At 47.1% G+C, this 22,498-nt stretch carries 24 protein-coding genes; 9 read left to right on the top strand and 15 right to left on the bottom strand.

The window, feature by feature from the left end; genetic code table 11:
• Positions 1-150: 150 nt before the first annotated feature.
• Positions 151-963 carry a hypothetical protein gene (locus ACHZA2_RS02630; RefSeq protein WP_319578423.1) on the bottom strand — a complete coding sequence of 271 codons (813 nt, stop codon included), beginning with the start codon at positions 961-963 and terminating at the stop codon, positions 151-153.
• 92 nt (positions 964-1,055) lie between these two features.
• Here ACHZA2_RS02630 and ACHZA2_RS02625 point away from each other — a divergent pair, with 92 nt between their 5' ends.
• Positions 1,056-1,508 (top strand): universal stress protein, encoded by a 453-nt coding sequence (locus ACHZA2_RS02625; RefSeq protein WP_319578422.1) that lies wholly within the window; start codon positions 1,056-1,058, stop codon positions 1,506-1,508.
• Positions 1,509-1,547: 39 nt separating this feature from the next.
• Here the strand turns inward: ACHZA2_RS02625 and ACHZA2_RS02620 are convergent, their stop codons facing one another.
• The 4 genes from ACHZA2_RS02620 to cofG form a co-directional block, all read right to left on the bottom strand.
• Complete coding sequence (locus ACHZA2_RS02620; RefSeq protein ID WP_319578421.1) at positions 1,548-2,240, bottom strand: DUF4013 domain-containing protein; 693 nt, start codon at positions 2,238-2,240, stop codon at positions 1,548-1,550.
• Positions 2,241-2,359: 119 nt separating this feature from the next.
• A complete protein-coding gene (locus ACHZA2_RS02615; protein ID WP_319578420.1) occupies positions 2,360-2,638 on the bottom strand; it encodes a ferredoxin-thioredoxin reductase catalytic domain-containing protein in 279 nt (92 codons plus the stop codon).
• A gap of 124 nt (positions 2,639-2,762) precedes the next feature.
• Positions 2,763-3,479 carry a phosphoribosylaminoimidazolesuccinocarboxamide synthase gene (gene purC, locus ACHZA2_RS02610; protein ID WP_319578419.1) on the bottom strand — a complete coding sequence of 239 codons (717 nt, stop codon included), beginning with the start codon at positions 3,477-3,479 and terminating at the stop codon, positions 2,763-2,765.
• A complete protein-coding gene (gene cofG / locus ACHZA2_RS02605; protein ID WP_319578418.1) occupies positions 3,476-4,489 on the bottom strand; it encodes a 7,8-didemethyl-8-hydroxy-5-deazariboflavin synthase CofG in 1,014 nt (337 codons plus the stop codon). The genes purC and cofG overlap by 4 nt, the downstream gene beginning before the upstream one ends.
• Before the next feature lie 156 nt (positions 4,490-4,645).
• Between cofG and cofC the strand changes: the two genes are divergently transcribed.
• The gene (cofC, locus tag ACHZA2_RS02600) at positions 4,646-5,278 is read left to right on the top strand and encodes a 2-phospho-L-lactate guanylyltransferase (protein ID WP_319578417.1); all 633 of its coding nucleotides are present in this window, start codon (positions 4,646-4,648) and stop codon (positions 5,276-5,278) included.
• A 34-nt stretch (positions 5,279-5,312) separates the two neighbouring features.
• Here the strand turns inward: cofC and ACHZA2_RS02595 are convergent, their stop codons facing one another.
• A complete protein-coding gene (locus ACHZA2_RS02595) occupies positions 5,313-5,765 on the bottom strand; it encodes a PCC domain-containing protein (RefSeq protein WP_319578416.1) in 453 nt (150 codons plus the stop codon).
• Between the two features lie 53 nt (positions 5,766-5,818).
• On the bottom strand, positions 5,819-6,646 hold the full coding sequence (locus tag ACHZA2_RS02590) for a pyrroline-5-carboxylate reductase dimerization domain-containing protein (RefSeq protein WP_319578415.1): 828 nt from the start codon (positions 6,644-6,646) through the stop codon (positions 5,819-5,821).
• A gap of 213 nt (positions 6,647-6,859) precedes the next feature.
• Between ACHZA2_RS02590 and htpX the strand changes: the two genes are divergently transcribed.
• Positions 6,860-7,741, top strand: a complete 882-nt coding sequence (htpX, locus tag ACHZA2_RS02585; RefSeq protein WP_319578414.1) for a zinc metalloprotease HtpX — start codon at positions 6,860-6,862, stop codon at positions 7,739-7,741.
• A gap of 39 nt (positions 7,742-7,780) precedes the next feature.
• Here htpX and ACHZA2_RS02580 read toward each other — a convergent pair whose 3' ends face one another.
• Both ACHZA2_RS02580 and ACHZA2_RS02575 read right to left on the bottom strand, forming a co-directional pair.
• On the bottom strand, positions 7,781-8,173 hold the full coding sequence (locus ACHZA2_RS02580; protein ID WP_319540351.1) for a hotdog fold thioesterase: 393 nt from the start codon (positions 8,171-8,173) through the stop codon (positions 7,781-7,783).
• A 55-nt stretch (positions 8,174-8,228) separates the two neighbouring features.
• Positions 8,229-9,635 (bottom strand): SpoIIE family protein phosphatase, encoded by a 1,407-nt coding sequence (locus tag ACHZA2_RS02575; protein WP_319540352.1) that lies wholly within the window; start codon positions 9,633-9,635, stop codon positions 8,229-8,231.
• 204 nt (positions 9,636-9,839) lie between these two features.
• Here ACHZA2_RS02575 and ACHZA2_RS02570 point away from each other — a divergent pair, with 204 nt between their 5' ends.
• Positions 9,840-10,412: a YbhB/YbcL family Raf kinase inhibitor-like protein gene (locus ACHZA2_RS02570; protein WP_319578413.1), complete on the top strand. Its 573-nt coding sequence runs from the start codon at positions 9,840-9,842 to the stop codon at positions 10,410-10,412.
• 8 nt (positions 10,413-10,420) lie between these two features.
• Here the strand turns inward: ACHZA2_RS02570 and ACHZA2_RS02565 are convergent, their stop codons facing one another.
• The 3 genes from ACHZA2_RS02565 to ACHZA2_RS02555 form a co-directional block, all read right to left on the bottom strand.
• On the bottom strand, positions 10,421-10,810 hold the full coding sequence (locus tag ACHZA2_RS02565) for a HEPN domain-containing protein (protein WP_319578412.1): 390 nt from the start codon (positions 10,808-10,810) through the stop codon (positions 10,421-10,423).
• The gene (locus ACHZA2_RS02560; protein ID WP_319578411.1) at positions 10,788-11,114 is read right to left on the bottom strand and encodes a nucleotidyltransferase domain-containing protein; all 327 of its coding nucleotides are present in this window, start codon (positions 11,112-11,114) and stop codon (positions 10,788-10,790) included. The genes ACHZA2_RS02565 and ACHZA2_RS02560 overlap by 23 nt, the downstream gene beginning before the upstream one ends.
• Before the next feature lie 77 nt (positions 11,115-11,191).
• Complete coding sequence (locus ACHZA2_RS02555) at positions 11,192-11,566, bottom strand: response regulator (protein ID WP_319540357.1); 375 nt, start codon at positions 11,564-11,566, stop codon at positions 11,192-11,194.
• Positions 11,567-11,689: 123 nt separating this feature from the next.
• On the opposite strand from ACHZA2_RS02555, the gene ACHZA2_RS02550 reads away from it, so the two are divergent.
• Positions 11,690-12,808 carry a TIGR04084 family radical SAM/SPASM domain-containing protein gene (locus tag ACHZA2_RS02550; RefSeq protein ID WP_319578410.1) on the top strand — a complete coding sequence of 373 codons (1,119 nt, stop codon included), beginning with the start codon at positions 11,690-11,692 and terminating at the stop codon, positions 12,806-12,808.
• Between the two features lie 78 nt (positions 12,809-12,886).
• On the opposite strand, the gene ACHZA2_RS02545 is transcribed toward ACHZA2_RS02550, so the two are convergent.
• Positions 12,887-13,381, bottom strand: a complete 495-nt coding sequence (locus ACHZA2_RS02545; protein WP_319578409.1) for a hypothetical protein — start codon at positions 13,379-13,381, stop codon at positions 12,887-12,889.
• A gap of 187 nt (positions 13,382-13,568) precedes the next feature.
• Between ACHZA2_RS02545 and ACHZA2_RS02540 the strand changes: the two genes are divergently transcribed.
• Together ACHZA2_RS02540 and ACHZA2_RS02535 are read left to right on the top strand one after the other, a co-directional pair.
• The gene (locus ACHZA2_RS02540) at positions 13,569-14,444 is read left to right on the top strand and encodes an MBL fold metallo-hydrolase (RefSeq protein WP_394698465.1); all 876 of its coding nucleotides are present in this window, start codon (positions 13,569-13,571) and stop codon (positions 14,442-14,444) included.
• Positions 14,445-14,453: 9 nt separating this feature from the next.
• A complete protein-coding gene (locus ACHZA2_RS02535) occupies positions 14,454-16,088 on the top strand; it encodes an ATP-dependent DNA ligase (protein WP_319578407.1) in 1,635 nt (544 codons plus the stop codon).
• Between the two features lie 131 nt (positions 16,089-16,219).
• On the opposite strand, the gene ACHZA2_RS02530 is transcribed toward ACHZA2_RS02535, so the two are convergent.
• Entirely contained in the window at positions 16,220-16,615 is a 396-nt protein-coding gene (locus ACHZA2_RS02530) for a hypothetical protein (protein WP_319540362.1), read from the bottom strand.
• Here ACHZA2_RS02530 and ACHZA2_RS02525 point away from each other — a divergent pair.
• Entirely contained in the window at positions 16,536-17,564 is a 1,029-nt protein-coding gene (locus ACHZA2_RS02525) for a right-handed parallel beta-helix repeat-containing protein (RefSeq protein WP_319580931.1), read from the top strand. The two genes, ACHZA2_RS02530 and ACHZA2_RS02525, sit on opposite strands and share 80 nt — an antisense overlap.
• A 166-nt stretch (positions 17,565-17,730) precedes the next feature.
• On the opposite strand, the gene ACHZA2_RS02520 is transcribed toward ACHZA2_RS02525, so the two are convergent.
• Entirely contained in the window at positions 17,731-18,828 is a 1,098-nt protein-coding gene (locus ACHZA2_RS02520) for a transposase (RefSeq protein WP_319578110.1), read from the bottom strand.
• A 131-nt stretch (positions 18,829-18,959) separates the two neighbouring features.
• On the opposite strand from ACHZA2_RS02520, the gene ACHZA2_RS02515 reads away from it, so the two are divergent.
• Positions 18,960-22,490, top strand: coding sequence for a PKD domain-containing protein (locus tag ACHZA2_RS02515; RefSeq protein WP_319578406.1), 3,531 nt, complete (start codon positions 18,960-18,962; stop codon positions 22,488-22,490).
• Positions 22,491-22,498 lie beyond the last annotated feature (8 nt).

Raw genomic sequence — 22,498 nt, 5'->3', positions numbered from 1 at the left:
CTCTTCTTTTTCATTTTCAGAGAAGAGATAACCTCATTCCTGTTCATAGCACCCCCTGACTACTATACATATCACTCACCAGGAAATGATACTATCTGGAAAAAAGAAAGGAGAGGATAGAGAATGTATTAACGAAATCTTCCGATCCTGTTACCTGATAGCCTGTGCTATCAGGACACGCCACTCTGCACCATTCAGATTAATTGTGTTCCAGTATGCCTCTCTCCCCTTGGGTTCTGTGGGGTCAGGACGCCAGAGCTCGTATGAGATACTCCCTTCCTTCTCCTTCATCATGGCATTCTTTACATCCCTGAATGTCGGATACTCGGTCAGGTAATTATCAGGTGGAATTTTATCCTCTTCTGATGAATCAGACACGTAGAGGATCTTCCCGTCGGGCTGCATCACCATCGCTATTGCATCAGTTCCGTTGACCAGGGGACCGATGACCGCATCGCAGAATGGGCTGGTGAGCAAAACTGCGATTGCTGCTCCATTCTGGTCATCAACAACAGCAGGTCTTATGACCAGGATCATGTGATCGCCATCTTTACGGGGAGTGGCATTTCCTGTGCGAGGTTTGAGGACCGTTATCACATTCAGTACTGATGGATCGCTTGTGATGGCAGATATCTGTTCTGGGTTGAAATAGGATTCATTGAGCGCTGAAAGGGTGGTATTGCCTGCCACTAAAACAACACCTGCCCAACCGGGAATATTCATCCGATTCTTTGAGACGATCTTTTCTGCCGATGCGGTCTTCAACGATTCACCACTGAAGACCCCTGCAGTCTCCGAGATATTACTGTCTACTGCTTCGAGCGTATCTGAAAGCGATGAACTGACGTTGCCAAGCAGGTCTATGCCTGAGAGATTAACCTGATCAGCAGCGGCTGATCCTATGAAAAGACTGCTAGATAACAGAATGATAATGAGCGGTATGATTACCGGTGTACGGATCATGGCTATACGATGTCTCTGCAGATACCTATTTTTTTCGCAGGTTCACATGGCCGGTCATCATCTTTTAATGCCAAGCTGCAGATAGAAATTCTATGTACAAGCGAATCCTCATCGGAGTTGACGGTTCTCCCGAGAGCATGAAGGCACTACGCGACGCAGTCAGACTCGCGAAATTGCTGAGTGCAACTGTTGATCTCCTCTTTGTCATTCCTCCCAGGATTTATGCCCAGTGTGCAGAACAGGATGTGATTGTTCATCAGCAGAATGGTAGTGCGCAACGTATCAGTATGCTCCAGATGGAGGAGAATGAACTCTTTGACACGATCAAGGCAGTTTCAGCAGAAGAGGGTCATGAGGTTTCAGTACACACCCGCGTGGGTGATGCAGTTGAAGGTCTGATTGAGTTCTCCCAGTCACATGGCAGCGATCTGATCGTTGTGGGATCAAGTGGAAAGGGAATGGCCGGACGATTGATCCTCGGAAGCGTAAGCACAGGTGTTGTTCACCAGAGCCAGGTTCCGGTTCTGGTTATCAAACCTGACTGACTCGTCGGTTAAGAAAAAGAACTGTGACCCGGAGGTCATTCAGGGTCTGTTATCGTATACGTTGCGGGTAACCTTTGCAATAAAGACAGCCCAGAGCGGGCTGAGCACAAATCCAAAGATAACACCGAGCGGAGGAATGACATTGAGCCCCATGATGATGATACACAGGACCATCGAGATGATCCAGATGATCACCCACATGAATACATAGGGGCCCCATCCGATCCCATCTCCAACCTTTCTGGTGATCTCGCCGATACTGAATGCATCCATGATATTGCCGCTTCTTGAGAAGTGAACATATGCCATGTACATGATCAGCGTGATGATCGCGAAGATAAGCCCAGTAACAAGGAGTCCTATACTGCCGACAATAAACCCAAGGATCTCATCGATACGGCCCCTGCCAAGTACTGCGGCCACAATCGGGGCAATACTCAGGAGACCGAGTACCACACCGACAATGATTGCCGGGATCAGATAGAGAATTGTGACGATGTTCAGTTTCCATCCATCAATGAAGAGACGCTTGTAATCATCGACTTCGGGTGCTTCGCTGCCGGTTGCTCCGTATACCCTGACCAGGTATCCATTGAACAACGGAATAATACAGATGGTGATGGCCTGGATGATCATCAGCACGATGAGAGTAACCCACCGCTGCCACTTCTCGACCAGTCCTTCTCGTACGTACTCGGATCCATCCGTGAGTATTGCAGAGTATGATGCCATGTCTGGTTCCTCTGGTACATAATCAGGAGCATACATCGTATCAAGATATCGAAATGAACCGGTGATTTATCCTGTACACCGCCTTGAGATCGATGTAATGAGCAGGTGGGATGAGGTGTTTAAGCCTCTTTATCGAAGAAAAAGTTACATGTGCAGTGACCAGCCTGATCAAGTTCATCCTGATGATACACGCATGGGCAGATGATCTTTTTGTCAGTTTCAATGTCGCCTGACCTGATCCGGCACGGGCAGTAACGGAACCCGAACCTCTCGGTATTGCGGGCAAGACCTCGTATAACCGTTACCCGCTGCTTCTCATCAGGGTTAAGGATCCATCCATGTTCCTTTGCATACTCCTCTGCCCATAATCTCACGACCTCTTCCTGCTCTTCACTCATGATATCTCTTCTATTCAGTCTGAACTGACTTCAATGTGATGTGCCGTAAAATTATGATGGCTCTTTTATTCTCCTTACAGAGCCACCCGTTATGTTTTCATAATTCTCTTTTGGGAGGCAGTATTTATCCGCCAAAACCCGGAATGATCCTCTCAAGGACACGACGGTACGCGGTCATCACGTCACCCTTCTCAAACCTGTATACGTCCTTGTCAAATGACTCACCGGTCTTCATGTCCCAAAGCCTCATCGAGTCCATGCTGATCTCGTCACCGAGAAGGATGGCACCTTTTGCTTTTCCGAACTCAAGTTTGAAATCAACCAGCCTGATTCCGGATTCATCAAAGAATCTGGAGAGGATTTCATTAATCCGGAGCGCTGCCTTTTTCACAGTAGCAAGTTCATCAGGATTCAGAATTCCAAGCGCGTAGATGATCTCGTCATTGATCATCGGGTCTCCGCGTTCATCATCCTTGTAATCGATAGCGATAACCGGTGGATTTAGTGTCGTCCCCTCGTTAATCGGGTACTTCTTCACCATCGAACCAGCAGCGACATTCCTGACGATCACCTCGAGTGGGATCATCTGGAGCTTCTTCACGATCATGGTGTCAGTGTCAGGCCTGCTGATGAAATGGGTCTGAACGCCGTTCTCCTCCAGAAGGCGCATGAAGAACTCTGATGCAGTCGCATTGAACCGCCCTTTATTCTCAAACCGGTCGTGCTTGACACCGTTGAAAGCGGTCATGTCATTGCGGAAGACTACCTTCAGTTCATCCGGATTTTCAGTCCGGTACACTGATTTAGCCTTCCCCTCATACAGGGGGGTCTCCATGCTCATAGCATACCTCTCTCATTGATTCTGTTCTCCAGACTCAAGATAAGATCCGTCAGCCCGGGTGGATACCACCCTTTTCTGATGTACTTCGGGTAGATACAGAGGCGCTCACGCAGGTGGTATCCATCGGTCAGACCAATGAGTTCCTCGATACCAGGCCATGGATGCTCAGGGTTCACATAATCAGGGGTTACCGGGGAGACACCGCCGAGATCGGCTACACCGAACCTGAGCAGCGAGTGTGAATCGGCAAGATTCGGAGGGATCTGTATAGAGATATCGTCTGGAAGGATCTCGTCAGCAAGGCTTACGGTATCCTGCATAATATCAGTGGTTGCCCCCGGGTATGCTGCCATTTCTGTTCCGGGTTTCGGGCAGAAGTTCTGGATAATGATCTCCTGGATGTGATCGTACCTGCGATGCAGGTCGCTGATAACCTGAAGTGACTCCATCCTGTCTTTTCGTTCCTCTCCTATCCCGATCAGGAGGCCGGTGGTGAACGGAATCTTGAGTCTTCCGGCTTCCTCTATCATCGCGATCCGTACCTCGGGAGCCTTACCCGGAGATCCCCGGTGTGCAGGGATGTCAGCCGTGGTCTCGAGCATCAGTCCCATACTTGCGTTCAGGGGTTTCAGGTGCTCCATCTCTTCACTGGTGAGAATGCCTGCATTGGTGTGAGGGAGCATTCCGTGTGCAATGGCCCGCCTTGACATAGCCTCGCAGTAATCGAGTATCGTGTCATGTCCAAAGGCTTTCAGGTATGGGGTAAACCCCTGAACCTGTTCCGGGCGCTCGCCAAAGGTGAAGAGCGCCTCTGTGCATCCGAACTTCTCACCCTTTACAAGGATCTCCTCTACCTCCTGCGGCCCTGTCAGACATCCGTCACCCGGAGGCTGCCTGAATGTGCAGTACCCGCAGTGGTTCTGGCAGACAAAGGTCAGAGGAAGGAATACATTGCGGGAGAAGGTGATCACCCTCTCCTCTCCGTGAATGGTTTTCGACCGGTTGCTCATAGACGGACTGATCTCTCCTGGAATACCTGGGAAGTTATGTAAAACCTATAGCAGTACTGGGTAATCAATCGGTCTTTGGTCGGTCATAATCTCAGGTTCCTTTAACCTGTACTCCGGCTAACCAAGTACCAGCGGCCTCTTTTGGCCTGTGATACCATGCGAGTTCCGGTAGTCATCCCGTTTAAACCGAAGAATCCGAAGACACGCCTATCATGCGTGCTCAGCGATGAAGAGCGTGAGGTCTTTGCCCTGGCGATGCTCCGTGATGTCATCGATGCGATCAGGAGTGCAGGGTGCGATCCATTGATCCTCTCGACAGCCCCGTTCATCCTCCCCGATGGTGGAGAGGCACGGATAGAGATACTGGATCAGGGTCTTAACGAGGCGCTTGATATCTTCTGCATCGCGAACACCGGCCCGCTTGCGATCATCATGGCCGATCTGGCACTCGCAGATCGCTCTTCTATCCTCTCCCTGATGACTTCAGGCTCTGACATGGCAATAGTCCCTGGAAGGGGTGGAGGGACCAATGCGGTGTACATCAGGTATGCAGACAAGTTCAGGGCACAATATTACGGAACCAGTTACCTCAAGCATGTCAGGTTTGCCACCGATGCAGGGCTCACCTGTTCGGTGATCGACTCGTTCAGACTGTACTGCGATGTTGACGAACAGGAAGATCTGGTAGAGGTCCTTCTCCATACATCGGGCAATGCAAAAAAATATCTTCAGGAGTTGGGGTTCAGGATAGAGTCACGCAAAAGCAGGATTGGTGTCTCCCGCAGTTAATTATCGTAACCTTATCGCGTTATTATTTTTTGATCTATTCTGGCAGGTTCTGGCTGGGTATTGGGAGATCAAGCCCGGTCTTTTCATCGTGTCCGGTTGTGATTGTAAAACCTGAAAACTCGGTGATGACCGCTTCGATGACGATGTAGACCTGAGTTCCTGTTCTGAGGCACCCGGTCAGGGCTGAACTTCCCCGTCCTGCCGAGGTATGAAGGTGTAACGAAGGCCCGTCAGGTCCCTGCCTGATCATCGCGATACCAATCAGTTCATGAGCTTCGTCCAGCGACTGCCATACCGGGTCAGGGGGAAGAGTTGTCTCTTTCGGCCCGGTCACGATGTTTCCTTGTGAGAGTGCCCCGATGAGATGGATCATTCCTGACCCAATCCGGTGTTCTCTGATGAATGTGTGCAGCCCGGAGAGCAGATCTTCCCCATGATCAAACCTGATGTAGAAGATCCTGCCCTGGGAACCTGATGCATACTGCATATCATACTAATATGCCGTAAGGGTGTTTCCCCGTTCCTGTCCGGTGTGGTCGCTTATATATTCTGTCTGGAAGTATCAGCAACCCTCTTTTTTACCAGGTCATACTTGGAAAGGGTGGTCTCAAAGAGCCGGTCAAACACTGCTGGCAGATCCTTCTCAAGAATCTTCACTCCTTCTTCTGTTATCCCGCCTGGTGTGGCGACCCGTGTTATCAGGTCTTCAGGGCTCACTCCATCCTGAAGCATCAGGGCGGTACCAAAAACAGTTGAAACCACCATCTCAAGACACTCATCGATTGTGAGTGAACTATGGCGTGAGCCTGCAGATGCAAACTCGAGAAACATCCGGGAAAGAAGGGCGGGGGCACAGCTCATGAGGTCACCAGCCGGTTCAAAGAGACCTTCATCCACTTTTTTCACCGTACTGATTGAAGAGAAGAGTTCTTCCACAAATGTTGCACTCTCCGGATCAACCGACGGGTGGTGATAACAGAGTGAGATCCCCTCACCAACAGTCGAGCAGACCGAAGGAAGTATCCGTGTGATCTTTCCCGGATGAAAATGTGAGATCAGATCTGTGCTGACACATGCAGCGATGGAGATGATATGGTTCTCCTCTCCTCGTATGCCGCTGATCTCTTTGAGGACCCCGGCAACCTCGAGCGGTTTTACCCCGATGATGAGGAGGTCTGCAACCTTCGCAACTTCGCGGTTATCTTCAGCCAATATTATGTCAGGATATCTCTCGATCAGGGATGTTACGTTATCCCTGGTTCTGGTACTGATGATGACCTGCTTTGGGTCAAGGGCATATGCCTGTAGAAATCCTTCTACAAGCATCCTGTTCATCTGACCGTACCCGATAAACCCGATTGTCTTCATTAATATCTGGTTGACTGTGCTGGTTTATCAGTCCTGATGCGGGATCATCAGCATAACATAACCGGGAGTGGAATTTGTCGTTCTGCTCTCTCATTCCATACATAAGGTTTCTCTTTTGGAAACTGCTTGATCTGGAGGATAATGTAAAATTTTCGTGAAAATCAATGGAATTGCAGATAATGTTTATGATGGCCTGCTCGCATACCTAGTACCATGATATGGAAACGTGACTGGGGGTTGACCTACCGGGTTTTTATCACCTGGTCTCTGCTCCTCCTGGTTTACCTGGTATTCATCGGTATTCTCATGGTCCTTCACCTGAATATCATGTTTATCATCCTACTCTCTGTGGGTATGGGTCTTGCCCAGTACTTCTTCTCAGACAAACTTGTGCTGATGTCCACCGGTGCACGTATTGTCGAAGAGGATGAAGAGCCAGGCCTTCACAGAATGATTGAGAAACTCTGCACCGAGGCTGGCCTTCCAAAACCAAAGGTTGCCGTGATGCAGTCACCAATACCGAATGCATTTGCAACTGGCAGAAACCCAACCCATGCCGTCGTAGCAGTGACCGACTCGATCATGAGGACCCTGAATCAGCAGGAACTCGAAGCGGTCATCGCTCACGAACTCTCTCACATCAAGAACCGCGATATGCTCACGATGACTTTTGCATCGTTTATTGCCATGATCGCCTCGATGATCATGCAGAACTTCCTCTTCGCCTCGATCTTTGATCGCCGAGAGGGAGGAGCAGGTGCCTGGATCATAGCTGGTATTGTGGCTGCTGTAGTCTGGGTGGTTGCAACAATCCTGATGATGGCTCTCTCACGGTACCGTGAGTTTGCAGCAGATCGCGGCAGTGCTTATATCACCAATAATCCGGAAGCACTCATCTCTGCACTGACAAAGATCAGCGGTCGCATGGAGTATGTTCCCGCTGAGGCCAAGGTTGCAGCAGAGGGCGCAAACGCCTTCTACATCATCCCGGCCATCTCCGGAAAGACCCTTGCAAGCCTCTTCTCCACACATCCCGCACTTGAGAAGCGGATTGAGAACCTGCGAAAGGTTGAGGCTGAACTCAGAGGATATTAATCCGCCATCTGGCGGCTCTTTTTTTAAACGGTGCCCGGATTATCTTCTTGGAGATCTCCGGTACGCAAGCCCCTGAAATACCGCGATCTTCTCCCGTTCCTGATCATAGACCTCTACGATATAGGATCCGAGCTTCGGGTTTGATGAGAACTCTTTTGCTTCTGCAACAAGGGTTCCTGATGTGGCTGCTTTCATATAGGTGATGCTGGTATTGATGGCAACAGCCGGGATCCCGCTTGTGTTGCTTGCAACTGCAAAAGCGACATCAGCGAGTGAGAAGATGACTCCTCCATGAACTGTTCCGTGGCTGTTGAGATGCCTGCCTGTTATGTCAAGATGGAGGGTCGCCTCTCCAGGTGAAGCGTTAATCAGTCTGATTCCAAGTTCCCGTGAAAATGGGTCGGCATTAAGGAACGATGTTGCATCATCCATACCTACAGATCTGTAGTTGTCCTGTATCGGTCTGTCGGAATGAATCAACACACTGTTATTGGATCCCGGAACTGCCGGGCTCGCCTTTCATCACGATGATCGTGATGTCATCGAACTGGTCCTGTCCGTCGGAGTATTCAGTAACTGCACCTATGATTTCATCGCGGATCTCTTCTGCAGGACAAGATCGGTGTTTCTGCACAACCGATTCGAGCCTCTCTACACCAAACTCCTCATTACTCCGGTTTACTGATTCAGTAACCCCGTCGGTGTACATGACAAGGATATCCCCCTGATTGATGGTTGTGACCTGTTCGGTATACCCGGCATCCTCCATTATCCCGAGCGCTGGACCGGTGGTGATTAGTTCTTCCCTGGAGCCGTCAACCCTGAAGACGATCGGGTGGTTGTGTCCTGCGTTGACATAGGTAAAAATACGTCTCTCCGGGTTCAGTACACCAAAGAAGAGGGTGACAAACATTCCTGATCTGGCATCTGCACAGATCATCGTGTTGGTCTCTGCGATCACACTGACTGCTGACTTGTGCCATGTGGCATTGGCACGGGTTATTGTCCGTGAGAGTGCCATAAATAAGGCTGCAGGTACTCCTTTTCCTGAAACATCAGCGATCAGGATGCCTACCTTGTCCTGTGATACCGGAATGATGACATCATAAAAGTCTCCTCCCACCTCCCGTGCCGGCAGACTCAATGGCGAGATCTGGTATCCGCGAATTGACGGGATTGTATCTGGGAGAAAACTGAGCTGGATGTCCCGTGCGATAGAGAGTTCAGCCTGCTTCCGCTGGAGATCGGCTCTGATCCGGTCACGTTCATTTGCAGTCGCCCGCTCCTGAATCATATTCATATATATAAAAGAGAAAACTCCGATTCCGACCATGTTGGCAATTGTCATCGGAATTACCGCCTGTGATACAAGTGCTGCTGCCTGGTCAAACGGCCTTCCGAGCAGAAGCACGAGCCCCAAATGGATCAACTCCATACACCCGGCTATGACCACAGCACCTTTGATACCTATGAACTGCTTTTTGTTGAAGAGATAAATGGCTCCCCCCAGAAGACCGGCAATTATGGCAGCACTGGTGCAGGCAACCTGGGAGATTCCTCCTGCAATAAAGTACCTGTACATCCCGCCTATGAGGCCGGCTCCTAGCCCGACGACCGGTCCGCATGTCAGACCAGCTGCCATCGGACCGAGATCTCTGATGTTGATCTGTGCACCGAAGACATAGATTCCGCTTTCAGTCCCGTATATGGATACAAGTCCGAAGAGAAGGATCATCAGGATCGAACTCTTCCAGGTCAGGGCCCTGTTCTGGAAATCGGTAAAAAACCGGGATCGCATGATCAGGTAGGTGATGACGATGATCACGCATACCATCTGCAAAAGGACGATACAGGTTCTGATATTTCCGATGATGAGTTCGACGAATGTGGACATTTGCTCCCTTATAGTCAGGATTTTAGTTCGTGGTCTATGACGGATCGAATACCTGTTAGTAAGAAAAATCTACCCGCAGGGATATATCCTCATCAGTTTCGATACCTGCTCGTCAGATGCAGATCCATATCATTTCGCAACACCAATGTTTCATATGACTCAGATGAACGAAAGCCTCAATTATTCCGGTGATGATAAAATCGTATGAAAATACTTCAATACCTTATCCTTTTCATTCTGGTATCAGGAGTCCTTATCTCTGGTTGTATACAGGCTTCAGAAACAGAGACGAGTGCTATTAAACCTGATACTCAGTCGAATAAATCGCTGGTTGTTTCAGTCAACTCTGCGGTAAATGGATCAACTCTGCCCACTCGGTTCACCTGTATGGGTGCCGGGCAGGTGCCGTCGGTATACTGGAGGAATGCTCCGCAGGCTGCAAAATCCATGCTGCTTATCATGGATGACCACGATGCTCCTGATAAGGTGTTCACCCACTGGATCGTGTACAACCTTAATCCAGGAGATGAGGCGATCCCTCCCAACCAGGTTCCTGTTGCAGAGCGTGCCGGTTCAGGATATCAGGGCATCAACTCATTTGGAACAAAAGGGTACTATCCTCCCTGTCCTCCGTCAGGGAATGTCCACCGGTACATCTTCACCCTCTATGCCCTCGATACTCAGATCAGCCCTGACCCTGCGGACAGGTTACATATAGAATCAGCCATGGAAGGGCATGTTCTGGCAAAGGCACGAAGTGTCACCCTCTTTGGGTGAACATCAGATTATTTTTCAGGGGTTACGATGGAAGATGCCCAGGTTGTTACCTGTATCATCATCCCGATAGCCTCATCAATGGATACGATCTCATCAACGATTGCTTCGTATCTCCCTGTTACAGCATACGGGGTTAATTTTGCAATAACCTCAACTGGAACCGGCATCAGAAGTCCGAGATCCTGTATCTGATATGCACATTCTGAAAGATCATGTGTTCTATGAACTGGTATCTGCCGGATTAGTAGAACCGCTTTGAGGGCTTTTTCAACAGCCTGTTGTGCATGAAAACAGATAATATTAGGATGAATCGCCTCGATATTTCCCAATGCTACAGCTGCATCGCGATCTGCAAATGCAAGGGTTAAGAACCGTTCAGCTTCCTGCTGTGGCTTCATACAGCACTTTCCCTTCAGTCAGAGCCCAGTATAGGACTGATCCCGGTATCGGTTCGGCGGCCTCATCCTCATCATATACAAGAATGTCAACACCGACGCCTGGGGAAACCCGTCCTATGGCATTTCTATATTCTACCATCTGTTGGCCCCTGTTTTTACTATTCTTTACCAGTACAAGCAGATCGATGTCTGATTCATTCGTTGCATCGCCACGGGCATATGAACCAAAAAGAATAATCCGTGACGGGCGTGTTACACGAAGAATCCTTCTTGCTGATTCAGCAATTTGTTCTTCTGACAGCATCAGGGTCCCTTCTTATCCTATTTCTATACTCTTTTAGTAATGCAGATATGGGCTCATTGGAAAATAAATGCCTTATATCAGATGACTGATCGTATGGTCGCGTCTAGGACTGCCTTGGTATATGGTTTCATGAGAACACCGGTAAATCCAAAGTCCCTGAACTTAACCACGGCTGGATCGTTAGCATCTCCGCTTGATACAAGAGCGAGAACATCAGGATCTATCTTATGAAGGGCGGTTATGACCTCTCTGCCTCCCAACCCTCCAGGTACAGTGAGATCCAGTATGACAACGTCAAACCGTGCCCCCTGAGCCAGAGCTGCACGGTATGCCTCGATGGTATCTTCTCCTTTACTCGTGATGACTGCATCATAACCAAGTTTTTTTAAAAGTATTGAGGTGATCTCACAGATGGCAGGCTCGTCATCCAGGAGAAGAATTCGATGAGTCATAAAAGGTGTGTTGGTATGTATGAGCATACCCACATATTTCATTTGTGAATCCGGCATTGGGGTCGGATACAGATCAGGCAGTGATATTCATATCAGAATCGTGTATAACCCTATGGGATTTGTGTGTACATTCACCTCTTTCTGACAGACTCATGCAATCTCGCTTGTAATTACTGCCGTGGCAAGATCTTTGATACCCCTGTACTCGACCGTGATGAGATCTCGATCGATGCCGATATCCCGGTCGATGTCTGCTATGATCTCTCAGACCTTTACTCATTTCTCTCCCGGGATCCCGGGGTTGTCGTCACTTTTATCGGTGGAGAACCAACCCTTCGCAGTGATCTCATCATCAGGATCATGGAGAATCTCCCTGACACCCGTTTCATGATCCAGACAAACGGACTTCTTCTACACAGGCTCCCTTCGGAAATAGTCAACAGGTTTGAGACGATCCTGGTCTCGATTGATGGAGATGAAGCGACAACTGATGCAGGTCGGGGCTCTGGTACGTATCACCGGGTGATGACAAACATCCAGCATGTTCTCGCAAATGGGTTTGTAGGCGAGATCATCGCCAGGATGACGGTCCATGAACCGGTTGATATCATGAGTTCAGTTCTCCATCTCTCTCGTAATTCAGAATACTCATTCTCTTCGATTCACTGGCAGATTGATGCCAACTTCTGGAATGATTATCAGATACGTTCATTTAGAGAGTGGACAGAAACCTCGTATCTCCCTGGTATCAGACAACTGGCAGAGGAGTGGGTGTCACGGATAGAACAGACCGGGGTAGTGGAGCGATGGTACCCGTTCATTGATCCGGTTGAGGATATGCTTCTTGGCCGCAGTTCCCGGCTCAGGTGTGGATCAGGTTTTGCAAACTACACCGTTCTCACAAACGGGCAGATCTCACCATGCCCTATCATGATTGGTATGGCAGATTATTATCTCGGAACGATAAAAAATGCAGATATCAGAAATCTTCCTGACATTCCTGTTCCCGGTGCATGTCAAACCTGCGATATCCGCGATCTCTGTGGAGGGCGATGTCTCTATTCTGCAATACTTGAGCCGTGGCCTGCTGAAGGACGGGAGATGGTCTGCACAACTGTAAAGGAATTGTTTCGGGAGTTGTCGGCCCTCCTTCCCCGGATACAGAATCTTCTTGATACCGGTGTAATACGAATGGAAGATTTTGCCCATGAGAAGTACAATGGGTGCGAGATTATCCCGTAATCACGCACGATTGTTTTTTTTGAAAAAAGTATTCATCCTGAGCTGGTCTGCCCGGGCTTGAATGCTATGTTATAGTATTCAGAGTGTTGCAGTCTTGTTTGATGCAGTTGCCGGAGACTTTGCTGCGGTTGCATTGGATGAGGTTGCGTTCTTGGACTCTGAAGGGGTCTTCGATTGGGGTACTTCAGCCTCTTTTACAGTCTCCTTTGATACTGACACAGTAGTGTTGACCTTTGTGGTATCATTTGTGACTGATTTTTCTCTGGTTACAGTAACTGCAGATGTAGATGCAGTAACTGATGTGTTCTTTTCTGTAGAGACATTTGCAGTCTTTGGAGCTTCCTTGGCTTCTGCCGGGGTAGATGCTGCCTGGGTTGCGGGAGCCTTCACGGTCTGCTCTACGGTAGGTGCAGAGGTGGCTGCAGCGGTCTTGACCGGAGCGGTTGTTGGGGCGGTGGTAGTCTTTGACTGAACAGATGACTTGTCAGAACTTGTACATCCACTGAACATGGTTGCCATTAAGAGCAATCCAAGGACTGCTATGACATATACTACACTTGCATTATGCTTCATAAATAAAACACCAGCCGTAGAATAACGGGAGAAAGTAGGTTAAACATATCCTCAATATTCTCTATAGTCTCCATATCTGCACGCTTGAAATATTGATCAAATCAGAAATAATTTCATGTACCCGGAGAATGAATGAAAACCTGAAGAGACTGTATCTGTATCTGGTACTCTGATTTTATGCCCTCTCTTGACAAATGATGATATTATGGAGATATCAGTCCTTGCGAGTGGAAGCAAGGGCAATTGTGTATATATCGAGGGTGAGGGGTGCGCTCTTCTGGTTGATGCAGGCCGCTCCGGACGGGAACTCCTTGGAACCAAAACAAAACAGGGGCGCCTTGGAGAATCAGGTGGCGATGCTGAGAAGATAGAGGGGATCCTGGTTACGCATGAACATGGAGATCATATCAAGGGTCTCGCTGCAGTCGGGAACAAACTTAAAAAGCCGGCATATGGCACGGTGGGCACGATGGATGCCTTTCTCAGGCAACGGACCGGCCCGGTCCGGTTCCCAGTGCAGACAGTCAAACCCGGATCACAGTATGAGATAGGCGGCTTTCAGGTCGAACCGTTTGTGGTCTCTCACGATGCGACCGAACCGTGCGGGTATCTGATCAGCGAAGGGTCAACACGGCTCTGCTACTGTACCGATACCGGGATCGTGACCGAGAGCATGATGTCGGTTATTTCCCGTGCAGACGGAGTGATTCTTGAATCAAATCATTGCCCTGAAATGCTCCGGACAGGGCCTTATCCTGAATTTCTCAAACGAAGGATTTCCGGAAACCGCGGTCATCTTTCAAATCAGGATGCTGCTTCAGTGCTCCGGGAACTTGGTGACTCTATTCACCTGGCAATTCTGGCCCACTTGTCTGAAGAGAATAATGAGCCGGGGCTTGCACTCTCAGCAGCCCAGGAAGGGCTTTCCCTCCATGCCGAGTCTGTGGAACTCTTTGCTGCCTCCACTGTTGATCTGAAAGAGAAGGCACCGGTCAGGAAAGTGCAGGGTTCAGGACGTGAAGTCTGTACTGATGAATGCTGGCGATACCGGTTTAGCCTGTGAGGATGATTCATGGACTTTTTGATCTTTGCTGAACTCTGCAGGAAGATTGAGTCTGTCAAAGGCAGGCTTGATACGATCGATCTGCTGAGTTGTGCATTGCAGGATGTGGACTCCCAGAATCTTCCTCTCTTTGTACGGCTTATCCTGGGCAAACCATTCCCTGACTGGAGTCCGCTGAAACTTGGAATCGGTCCTAACCTGCTCTATGAGTCCGTAGCATATGTGACCGGAAGAAGTCGGGAAAAGGTAATCGCCACACTCAACTCTGTGGGAGATCTCGGCAAAGCAGTTGAGGAGATGCTTGCGAGTAAATCCCAGACCTCATTCTTCTCTGAAAGCCTCACTGTTGAAGACGTGTACTCCTCGTTAGAGGCAATCGCCAGGGCAGAAGGAGGAAAATCACAGAAAGAGCGATTGCGGATCATTCAGCGGTTGTTTTCGGTTGCAACACCACTTGAAGGACATTACATCACTGGCATCCTTCTTGATGATATGAGGATCGGGGTAGGTGAAGGAAATCTCCGTGATGCAGTAGCCAAGGCATTCAACGTGGATGCAGGCCTGGTTGAACATGCCCAGCAGGTGCTCAATGACATGGGCGAGGTTGCAGTATTATCCTCAAGGGGTGAAAAAGCCCTTTCGCAGGTAAAACTCCAGATTTTCCATCCGGTGCGGATGATGCTTGCACGTCAGGGTACCATATCCGAGGTCATAGCAGATGCCGGAACCATTGCAGTCGAGTACAAGTACGACGGGGCACGGTTCCAGTTCCATAAACAGGGAATCACCGCCCGGATGTACTCGAGAAGACTTGAGGATGTGACAGATTCACTGCCTGATGTAGTCTCGATGCTACTTTCTGCCACTGATCATGATCTGATTCTTGACGGGGAAGTCATCGCAATAAAGGATGGAAGACCGATGCCATTCCAGACCGTTATGAAACGGTTCAGACGTAAACACAATGTTGCCGATGCGGTTGAGGCGATTACTCTTGTTCCTAATGTCTTCGATATTCTCTACCTTGACGGGGAGATGCTGCTGGACCAGCCTTTTTCGGAGCGGCGAGAGATCCTCACAACCGTGCTCCGCCAGTATGCGACACCCCAACTCGTAAGTGACAGTCTGGCCGGGATTGAGCAGTACTATCACCACGCACTTGACGATGGTCATGAAGGTGTGATGCTGAAGCTCCAGAACTCCCGGTATACTCCCGGAATGAGAGGTAAGGACTGGGTGAAGATCAAGCCGGAAGTGGATACACTCGATCTGGTGGTGACCGGTGCTGAGTGGGGTGAAGGGAAACGGGCCCATGTGTTTGGATCATTCCTGCTTGCTGCCCGACAGGATGAACATCTGGTTCCGGTGAGCAGGGTTGCTACCGGTCTTTCAGACGATCAACTCGGCTGGTTGTACGAGACCCTCAAGGATGAGGTCATCCGTACGGAAGGGAAAATGGTGTTCTTTGAGCCTAGGCTGGTGGTTGAGATTGGGTATTCAGAGATCCAACAGAGCCCGAATTATGAAGGGGGGTTTGCACTCCGGTTCCCAAGGTTTGTGCAGGTTAGGGAGGATAAGGACGTGAGGGAGGCAAATACATTAGGAGATATTGAGGAGAGATACAGGGTGACACACCCGGCGTAAATACCGATTATTATGGTGATTTGGTGAATTCTTTTGGGTAAATTTCATCAGATAATTTGTATATTTTTTTGAGAATTAAATCGAAATGTTTATGGATCTACCTGCCTATTTAGGATCATGGGTGGGTTCAATTATTCTCGATATATTCTATTGATATTGTTCGTATCTTTCCTTTTAATGGTTAATCCGGTAACTGCAGAGAGATATGTTTCTGTTGATGCGGTTTCTGGAGACGGTGATGGTAGTTTTGAAAATCCCTGGAGTCTTTCTGATTCATTAAACCAGACACTCCCGTCAGGTGAGCCGATATTTGTGAATGGTTCATCATCCACTGCGTATACAGGACAGTTCACGATCAATAATGAGACTATCCTTATTGGGTATAATGGAACTCCTATAATCACTTCAGCGGCTGGCACGGCATTCACTGTGAATAATTCAACCATTATGGAGAATTTTGACGTGAAAAACCAGTTTCGTGGTTTTTGGATCTCCTCCAGTGTGTCAGGAATTTTTTTGTCGAACATATCCCTACATGATCTCTCCAATCTTGGAGTATATAGCGGATCTGGGATTCAGATATCCAATATTACAATACGTGATGTATCCTGCTACAGGAATGTTTATGGTGGTATAGTTCTGCCATCTACCAAGAACTTAATAATCGACAATATTACTGCAGTCTTGAATAACGGAGGAGGGATCTCTCTTACCGGTGCAGATAATTTTACTCTCATTGATATCTCATCTTACGGGAACTCGATTTCAACTAAGAATCGTCCGGGTTTACTCCTGATGGACTCCACCTTTGGTACAATACAGGGTCTGACGGCTTCAGGCAATTCAGGCGGTGGATTGAACCTGAACAATTCATCAAAAATTTTCATCTCCTCTTCGATTTTGAAGGACCAATCCGGTGGAGTAGATTTTTTTATTGACTCCCAATCACATGATATCGCTCTTAATAATCTACGAATAGGTGATCTGAACGGAGCAAACCTTTCAGCGTCAAATATCAGCGGATCGTTCTCTTTCAACACATCCGCTACTCATCCTGATGCAACCGGGTCTTTTGTAAGTCTGAATAATTATGTCAATATTACTCATGGGAGTTCGGGGATTTTTGATTTACTATCTCTGAATTATAGTCCTTCAGATATTCCATTCGGGTATCCTGAGAATAATATCAGGATTCTGGCAACAAATGGGACGGTTTGGTATCCTGTTTCATCTACCCTGCATACAGATCAGCACTCTGTCTCCTTTGATGATTCTGATGAATTATGGGAAGGGACCTGGCTTTATGGTCTTTTTACCAACAAGACAATTCCTTCTGTGCTGAGTGTTTCCCCCTCTTCCGGGAGTCGGGAGAGTACAAATATTGAGATCAGTATAACTGGTTCAGGTTTTTCAGAGGGTTCTTTGGGAGGCTGTCCAATGAAAAGATGTAGATTGGACAGATTGTCAATCAAATAATTCGCTTTTTGTCGAACTACCAATTTTTACAATAGAATGATAGATACACGCACTGCAAAGGATGGGAATCAACATCCAAACTACTCAAAATTACAGTTGATAGACGAAGAAGAACTAAAAACTCGATAGCATTCGCTACTTAATGGGACATCTGCATTTTATTTTTTCAGTAATATTTTGATAGACCCTGACCCTTTCCTTGGTTTTTTACTAAATTTGCAAGTAATACAAACTGATATGAAATGAGATTCAATGTCATGTAAAATTCTTCAGATCTTTTCTGAATCCATTTTACACTGAAATTAAACATTCGTTTCATGTGTGAATGAGTTCTTTCACAATCTGCCCTTGATTTGTATTCAACTCTGAAATTTGGATTAAGTAAGTTCTGATTGCGAAGATACATCCCGACCTGTTTCTCCCTTCCATTATTCGTGAGAAATAGCATTTTTTCCTCAATAGAATCTCGAATGTCTCCCCCTTTCTTCCACATTTTATTTACCCAATGATCAATTCTCTCAATTGTCCCCTCTATGTTCAAAATTGCGTTCTTGCTTGGATCGATTAGTGGTTGAATTCTGAAAATTCTCCAGTATCTCGCATAAATCATGAAGGAATCATAGCCACCATCAAGTTGAACTTTGATCATGCTTGGATTCATCGTACCAACAATTTCAGCTAATGGGATTGCATATGGGGAATCATGAGCATTACCTTCAGAAAATATTCCATAAAGTGGAAAGTTGTTTAAATGAAATATGTGATATTTGTGCATCCTGCAAGCGTAATGGGGATTATATTCTGCATATTTATCATACCTTGAGGCTTCAATAGGGGTTGAATCAACCATTCCGTGACCATTCTGAATAGATTGACATGCAATGGCTCCGTTTAGGTACATGATCTTCTTAAAGCCGTCTAATCGCAAACGATTGTAAGCAAAATCATGTAAATTACTTGCAGAGGGAATATGATATTTTCCGGGCTCTATTTCAGGAATTCCAAGAGCAATGCAATCTTCAAGTGTTAGTGATTTGATGAATTTTCGATAGGATTGTTTTCGAAAGGAATGGACAATCAAGAGTTTGAATAATAATATTGGTGAATATAACCATTTTCGAGTTTGGCTGTAATTGAGATGGTTGTGCAATTCAATTTCAATCTGGGTAAGATCCATTTTTCCAAGTAATGTACTGATTGAAACACTATTTGTTGGATTTACAGTCCCATGTAATGTCCTTTTTTCGTTTGAGCCAACGAGCATAGAGGCCAGTTTCAATAGTATATAATGGTGCCGAAATCGGTCCCACGGCAATTAACGAAATGAAAAAAGAGTGGAGAGTCGAGAAATTTTATGACCTATTTAAATAATAGGGCCTTCGTTGGACGGCCTCTTTGGTTAACCTGAGTAATAGCACATATAATCTGACAAATTCTAGCGATGTTACTTTTACCAATACTTCATATCTCACAACCACCTTTGATCTGACCCGACTCGTGTCTGATAACTACTCGGTTTCTGTGAAGACTCCTGATCAGACTGAAAGTACGGAGTCAGTACTATTCTCTGTCTATGATCCGTCATGTCCTGCAGTGGTAACGAGCTTCAGTTCCAATGTAAGCAGCGGTTACGCTCCTCTGACTGTAAAATTTACGAATTGTTCGACCGGTGGAAGTATTGACCGTTTGTTATGGGATTTTGGTGACAACACAACGTCCTCCGAAAGTCCCGAAGTTGTTCATACGTTCACCAGTCCTGGCACGTATCCCGTTAATTTAACTGCATGGAACAGTTGTGATAATTTCTCAAGTGCTCTTCATGAAATCGTTGTAAGTAGCGAACCTTGCCCTGCTGTTGTTGCGAACTTCAGTTCCAACGTAAGCAACGGTATCGCTCCTCTGACGGTGTCATTCACCAATAGTTCAACCGGTGGCGTTATCGATGATTGGTTCTGGGATTTTGGTGATAACAATACATTATCCGATAGTCCCGAAGTTGTTCATACGTTCACCAGTCCTGGCACGTATCCCGTTAATTTAACTGCGTGGAACAGTTGTGATAATTTCTCAAGTGCTCTTCATGAAATCGTTGTAAGTAGCGAACCTTGCCCTGCTGTGGTTGCGAACTTCAGTTCCAATGTAAGCAGCGGTATCGCTCCTCTGACGGTGTCATTCACCAACAGTTCAACCGGTGGCGTTATCGATGATTGGTTCTGGGATTTTGGTGATAACAATACATTATCCGATAGTCCTGAAGCAGTTCACACCTTTACGAATCCCGGTACGTACAATGTTAATCTGACTGCGTGGAACAGTTGTGATAATTTCTCAAGTGCTCTTCATGAAATCGTTGTAAGTAGCGAACCTTGCCCTGCTGTTGTTGCGAACTTCAGTTCCAATGTAAGCAGCGGTATCGCTCCTCTGACCGTTCATTTTACGAATTCGTCAACCGGTGGCGTTATCGATGATTGGCTCTGGGATTTTGGTGATAACAATACATTATCCGATAGTCCTGAAGCGGTTCATACCTTTACGAATCCTGGTATGTACAATGTTAATCTGACTGCATGGAACAGTTGTGATAATTTCTCAAGTGCTCTTCATGAAATCGTTGTGAGTAACGAGCCTTGCCCTGCTGTTGTTGCGAACTTCAGTTCCAACGTAAGCAGCGGTATCGCTCCTCTGACGGTTAAATTTACGAATAGTTCAACCGGTGGTTTTATCGATGATTGGTTCTGGGATTTTGGTGACAACAATACGTTGTCCGATAGTCCTGAAGCGGTCCACACCTTTACGAATCCTGGTACGTACAATGTTAATCTGACTTCTAGGAACAGTTGTGGTAGTTCTTCAAGTGTTCTTCATGAAATCGTTGTGAGTAGCGAGCCTTGTCCTGCTGTTGTTGCGAACTTCAGTTCTAATGTTAGCAGTGGTTACGCTCCTTTGACCGTTCGGTTTACCAATTCATCAACAGGTGGTATGATCAATCGTTGGGCCTGGCAGTTCGGAGATGGTAGTAACAATGAAAGTACCTCTGATGTAGTTCACACCTTCAGCAGTGTTGGCACGTACCAGATCAACCTGACTTCGTGGAATAGTTGTAACAATAACTCAACTGTCAACCACGGAATTACCGTTCTATCAGTACCTGCCAGTGCTCCAACTGTAACAAATATCACTCCTTCAACTGGTGTGAATATCAGTTCTGTAAATATTACAGCCCTTGTCGGGACTAATTTTGTATCCGGTGCAACAGTTAATCTCACCCGTGACGGATTTGCGAATATTTCCGGTACTGATATTTCTGTCATAAGTCCGGTTCGTATCACCTGCTCACTTCCGATAGAGGGTGCTGGAGCAGGCAACTGGACTGTTGAAGTAAAGAATCCCGATGGGCAGATAGGTCGGTTGCTTAACGGATTTACTGTGGCCTCGGCTCCTTGTCCTGAAATGATTACCTCATTTATCTCAAATATCAGCAGTGGAACGGTTCCGATGACAGTTCTCTTTGATGATATCTCCAGTGGAGGGATTATCAGTTCCAGAACCTGGAATTTTGGTGATAGTTCACCAAATGAAACCAATCAGACCGTCATTCATACATTTACCAGTTCAGGATCCTATCTGGTCTCTCTCGTCACCAAAAATACCTGTGGCAATGATGGATTTGCAACACGTCAGATCACCGTGTCCCCGACTCCGGAACCTGTAACCTATATCGTGAATGCATCAGCCGATACGGGTGGGATGATCACCCCTTCCGGTTCAATGACCGTCTCATCCGGAGCAAGTCTGGCATTTAATATCAGTTCAGATTCAGGATATTATATCTCCGATGTGCTGGTTGACGGTGTAAGTGCAGGGGCCGTTTCCAATTATGTATTTTCGAATATCTCTCATAACCATTGGATACACGCATCGTTTGGAATTTATGCCGGAAATTATACAATAAACGCAACCGCTGGAACCGGTGGTACAATACATCCATCAGGCGTTGTTGTGGTTCATTCCGGTGATGATCAGAAATTTACAATAAGCCCTGATATCGGGAGTTTGGTCTCTGATGTGATCGTTGACAATGTGAGTTTGGGTGCAGTCACCTCCTACACCTTTACAAATGTCACCGAAAATCACGTAATGTCTGCATTATTCTCCCGGATTCCTGGTGAGTATGCGATTAATTCATCCTCAAATCAGTATGGGAAGATAATACCATCTGGGAACAATCTGTATCCTGAAAACTCAAATCAGTCCTTCAAAATGCAGGCTAAACCCGGTTCCATGTTATCCAATGTGACGGTGGATTCAACCATAAAAGGCCCTGTTACAAATTGGACCTTCACAAACCTGACCGAAGATCACTCAATTTATTCAGAAGGAACTCCGATACCCGGACAAGTCCTGGTGTTTTTTAACGCATCACCCCGGTGGGGATCAGTCCCGCTCGATGTGAAATTTAACAGTCAGTGTCTGGGTGATCCCATATCATTTTTCTGGCAGTTTGGTGATGGAAAGACCAGTTCAGACCAGGATCCAACTCACAGATATAATTCATCAGGAGTTTATTCTGTAAGTCTTCGTGCATCTAATGAGAAGAATGGAGGGGTAGGGGCCTGGAATAAGTATATCACGGTAAATAATGGTGTAGTTCCTGAACCAACTGCAACTCCTGTTCCAGATAGAATAACTCCGAAATTTCAGTATTCGCCGTTACATGGGACAGCACCACTGTTAGTTAATTTCACTGATATGAGTTCTGGTAATCCGGTTTCATGGTTCTGGGATTTTGGCGATGGTTCATCTTCTGAAGATCAGAACCCGGTTCACAAGTATAAATCTGCAGGACTATACTCAGTAATGTTACAGGCACAAAACAGTGAATACAGCGGAACAGTCACGATATCTGATGCAATAACTGTCCGATAAATAGCAGT

The sequence above is a fragment of the uncultured Methanospirillum sp. genome, assembly GCF_963668415.2.
Lineage (GTDB): Archaea > Halobacteriota > Methanomicrobia > Methanomicrobiales > Methanospirillaceae > Methanospirillum.
Note: the sequence above shows the minus strand (reverse complement) of the source record. Positions and strands in the feature narration are given on the sequence as shown.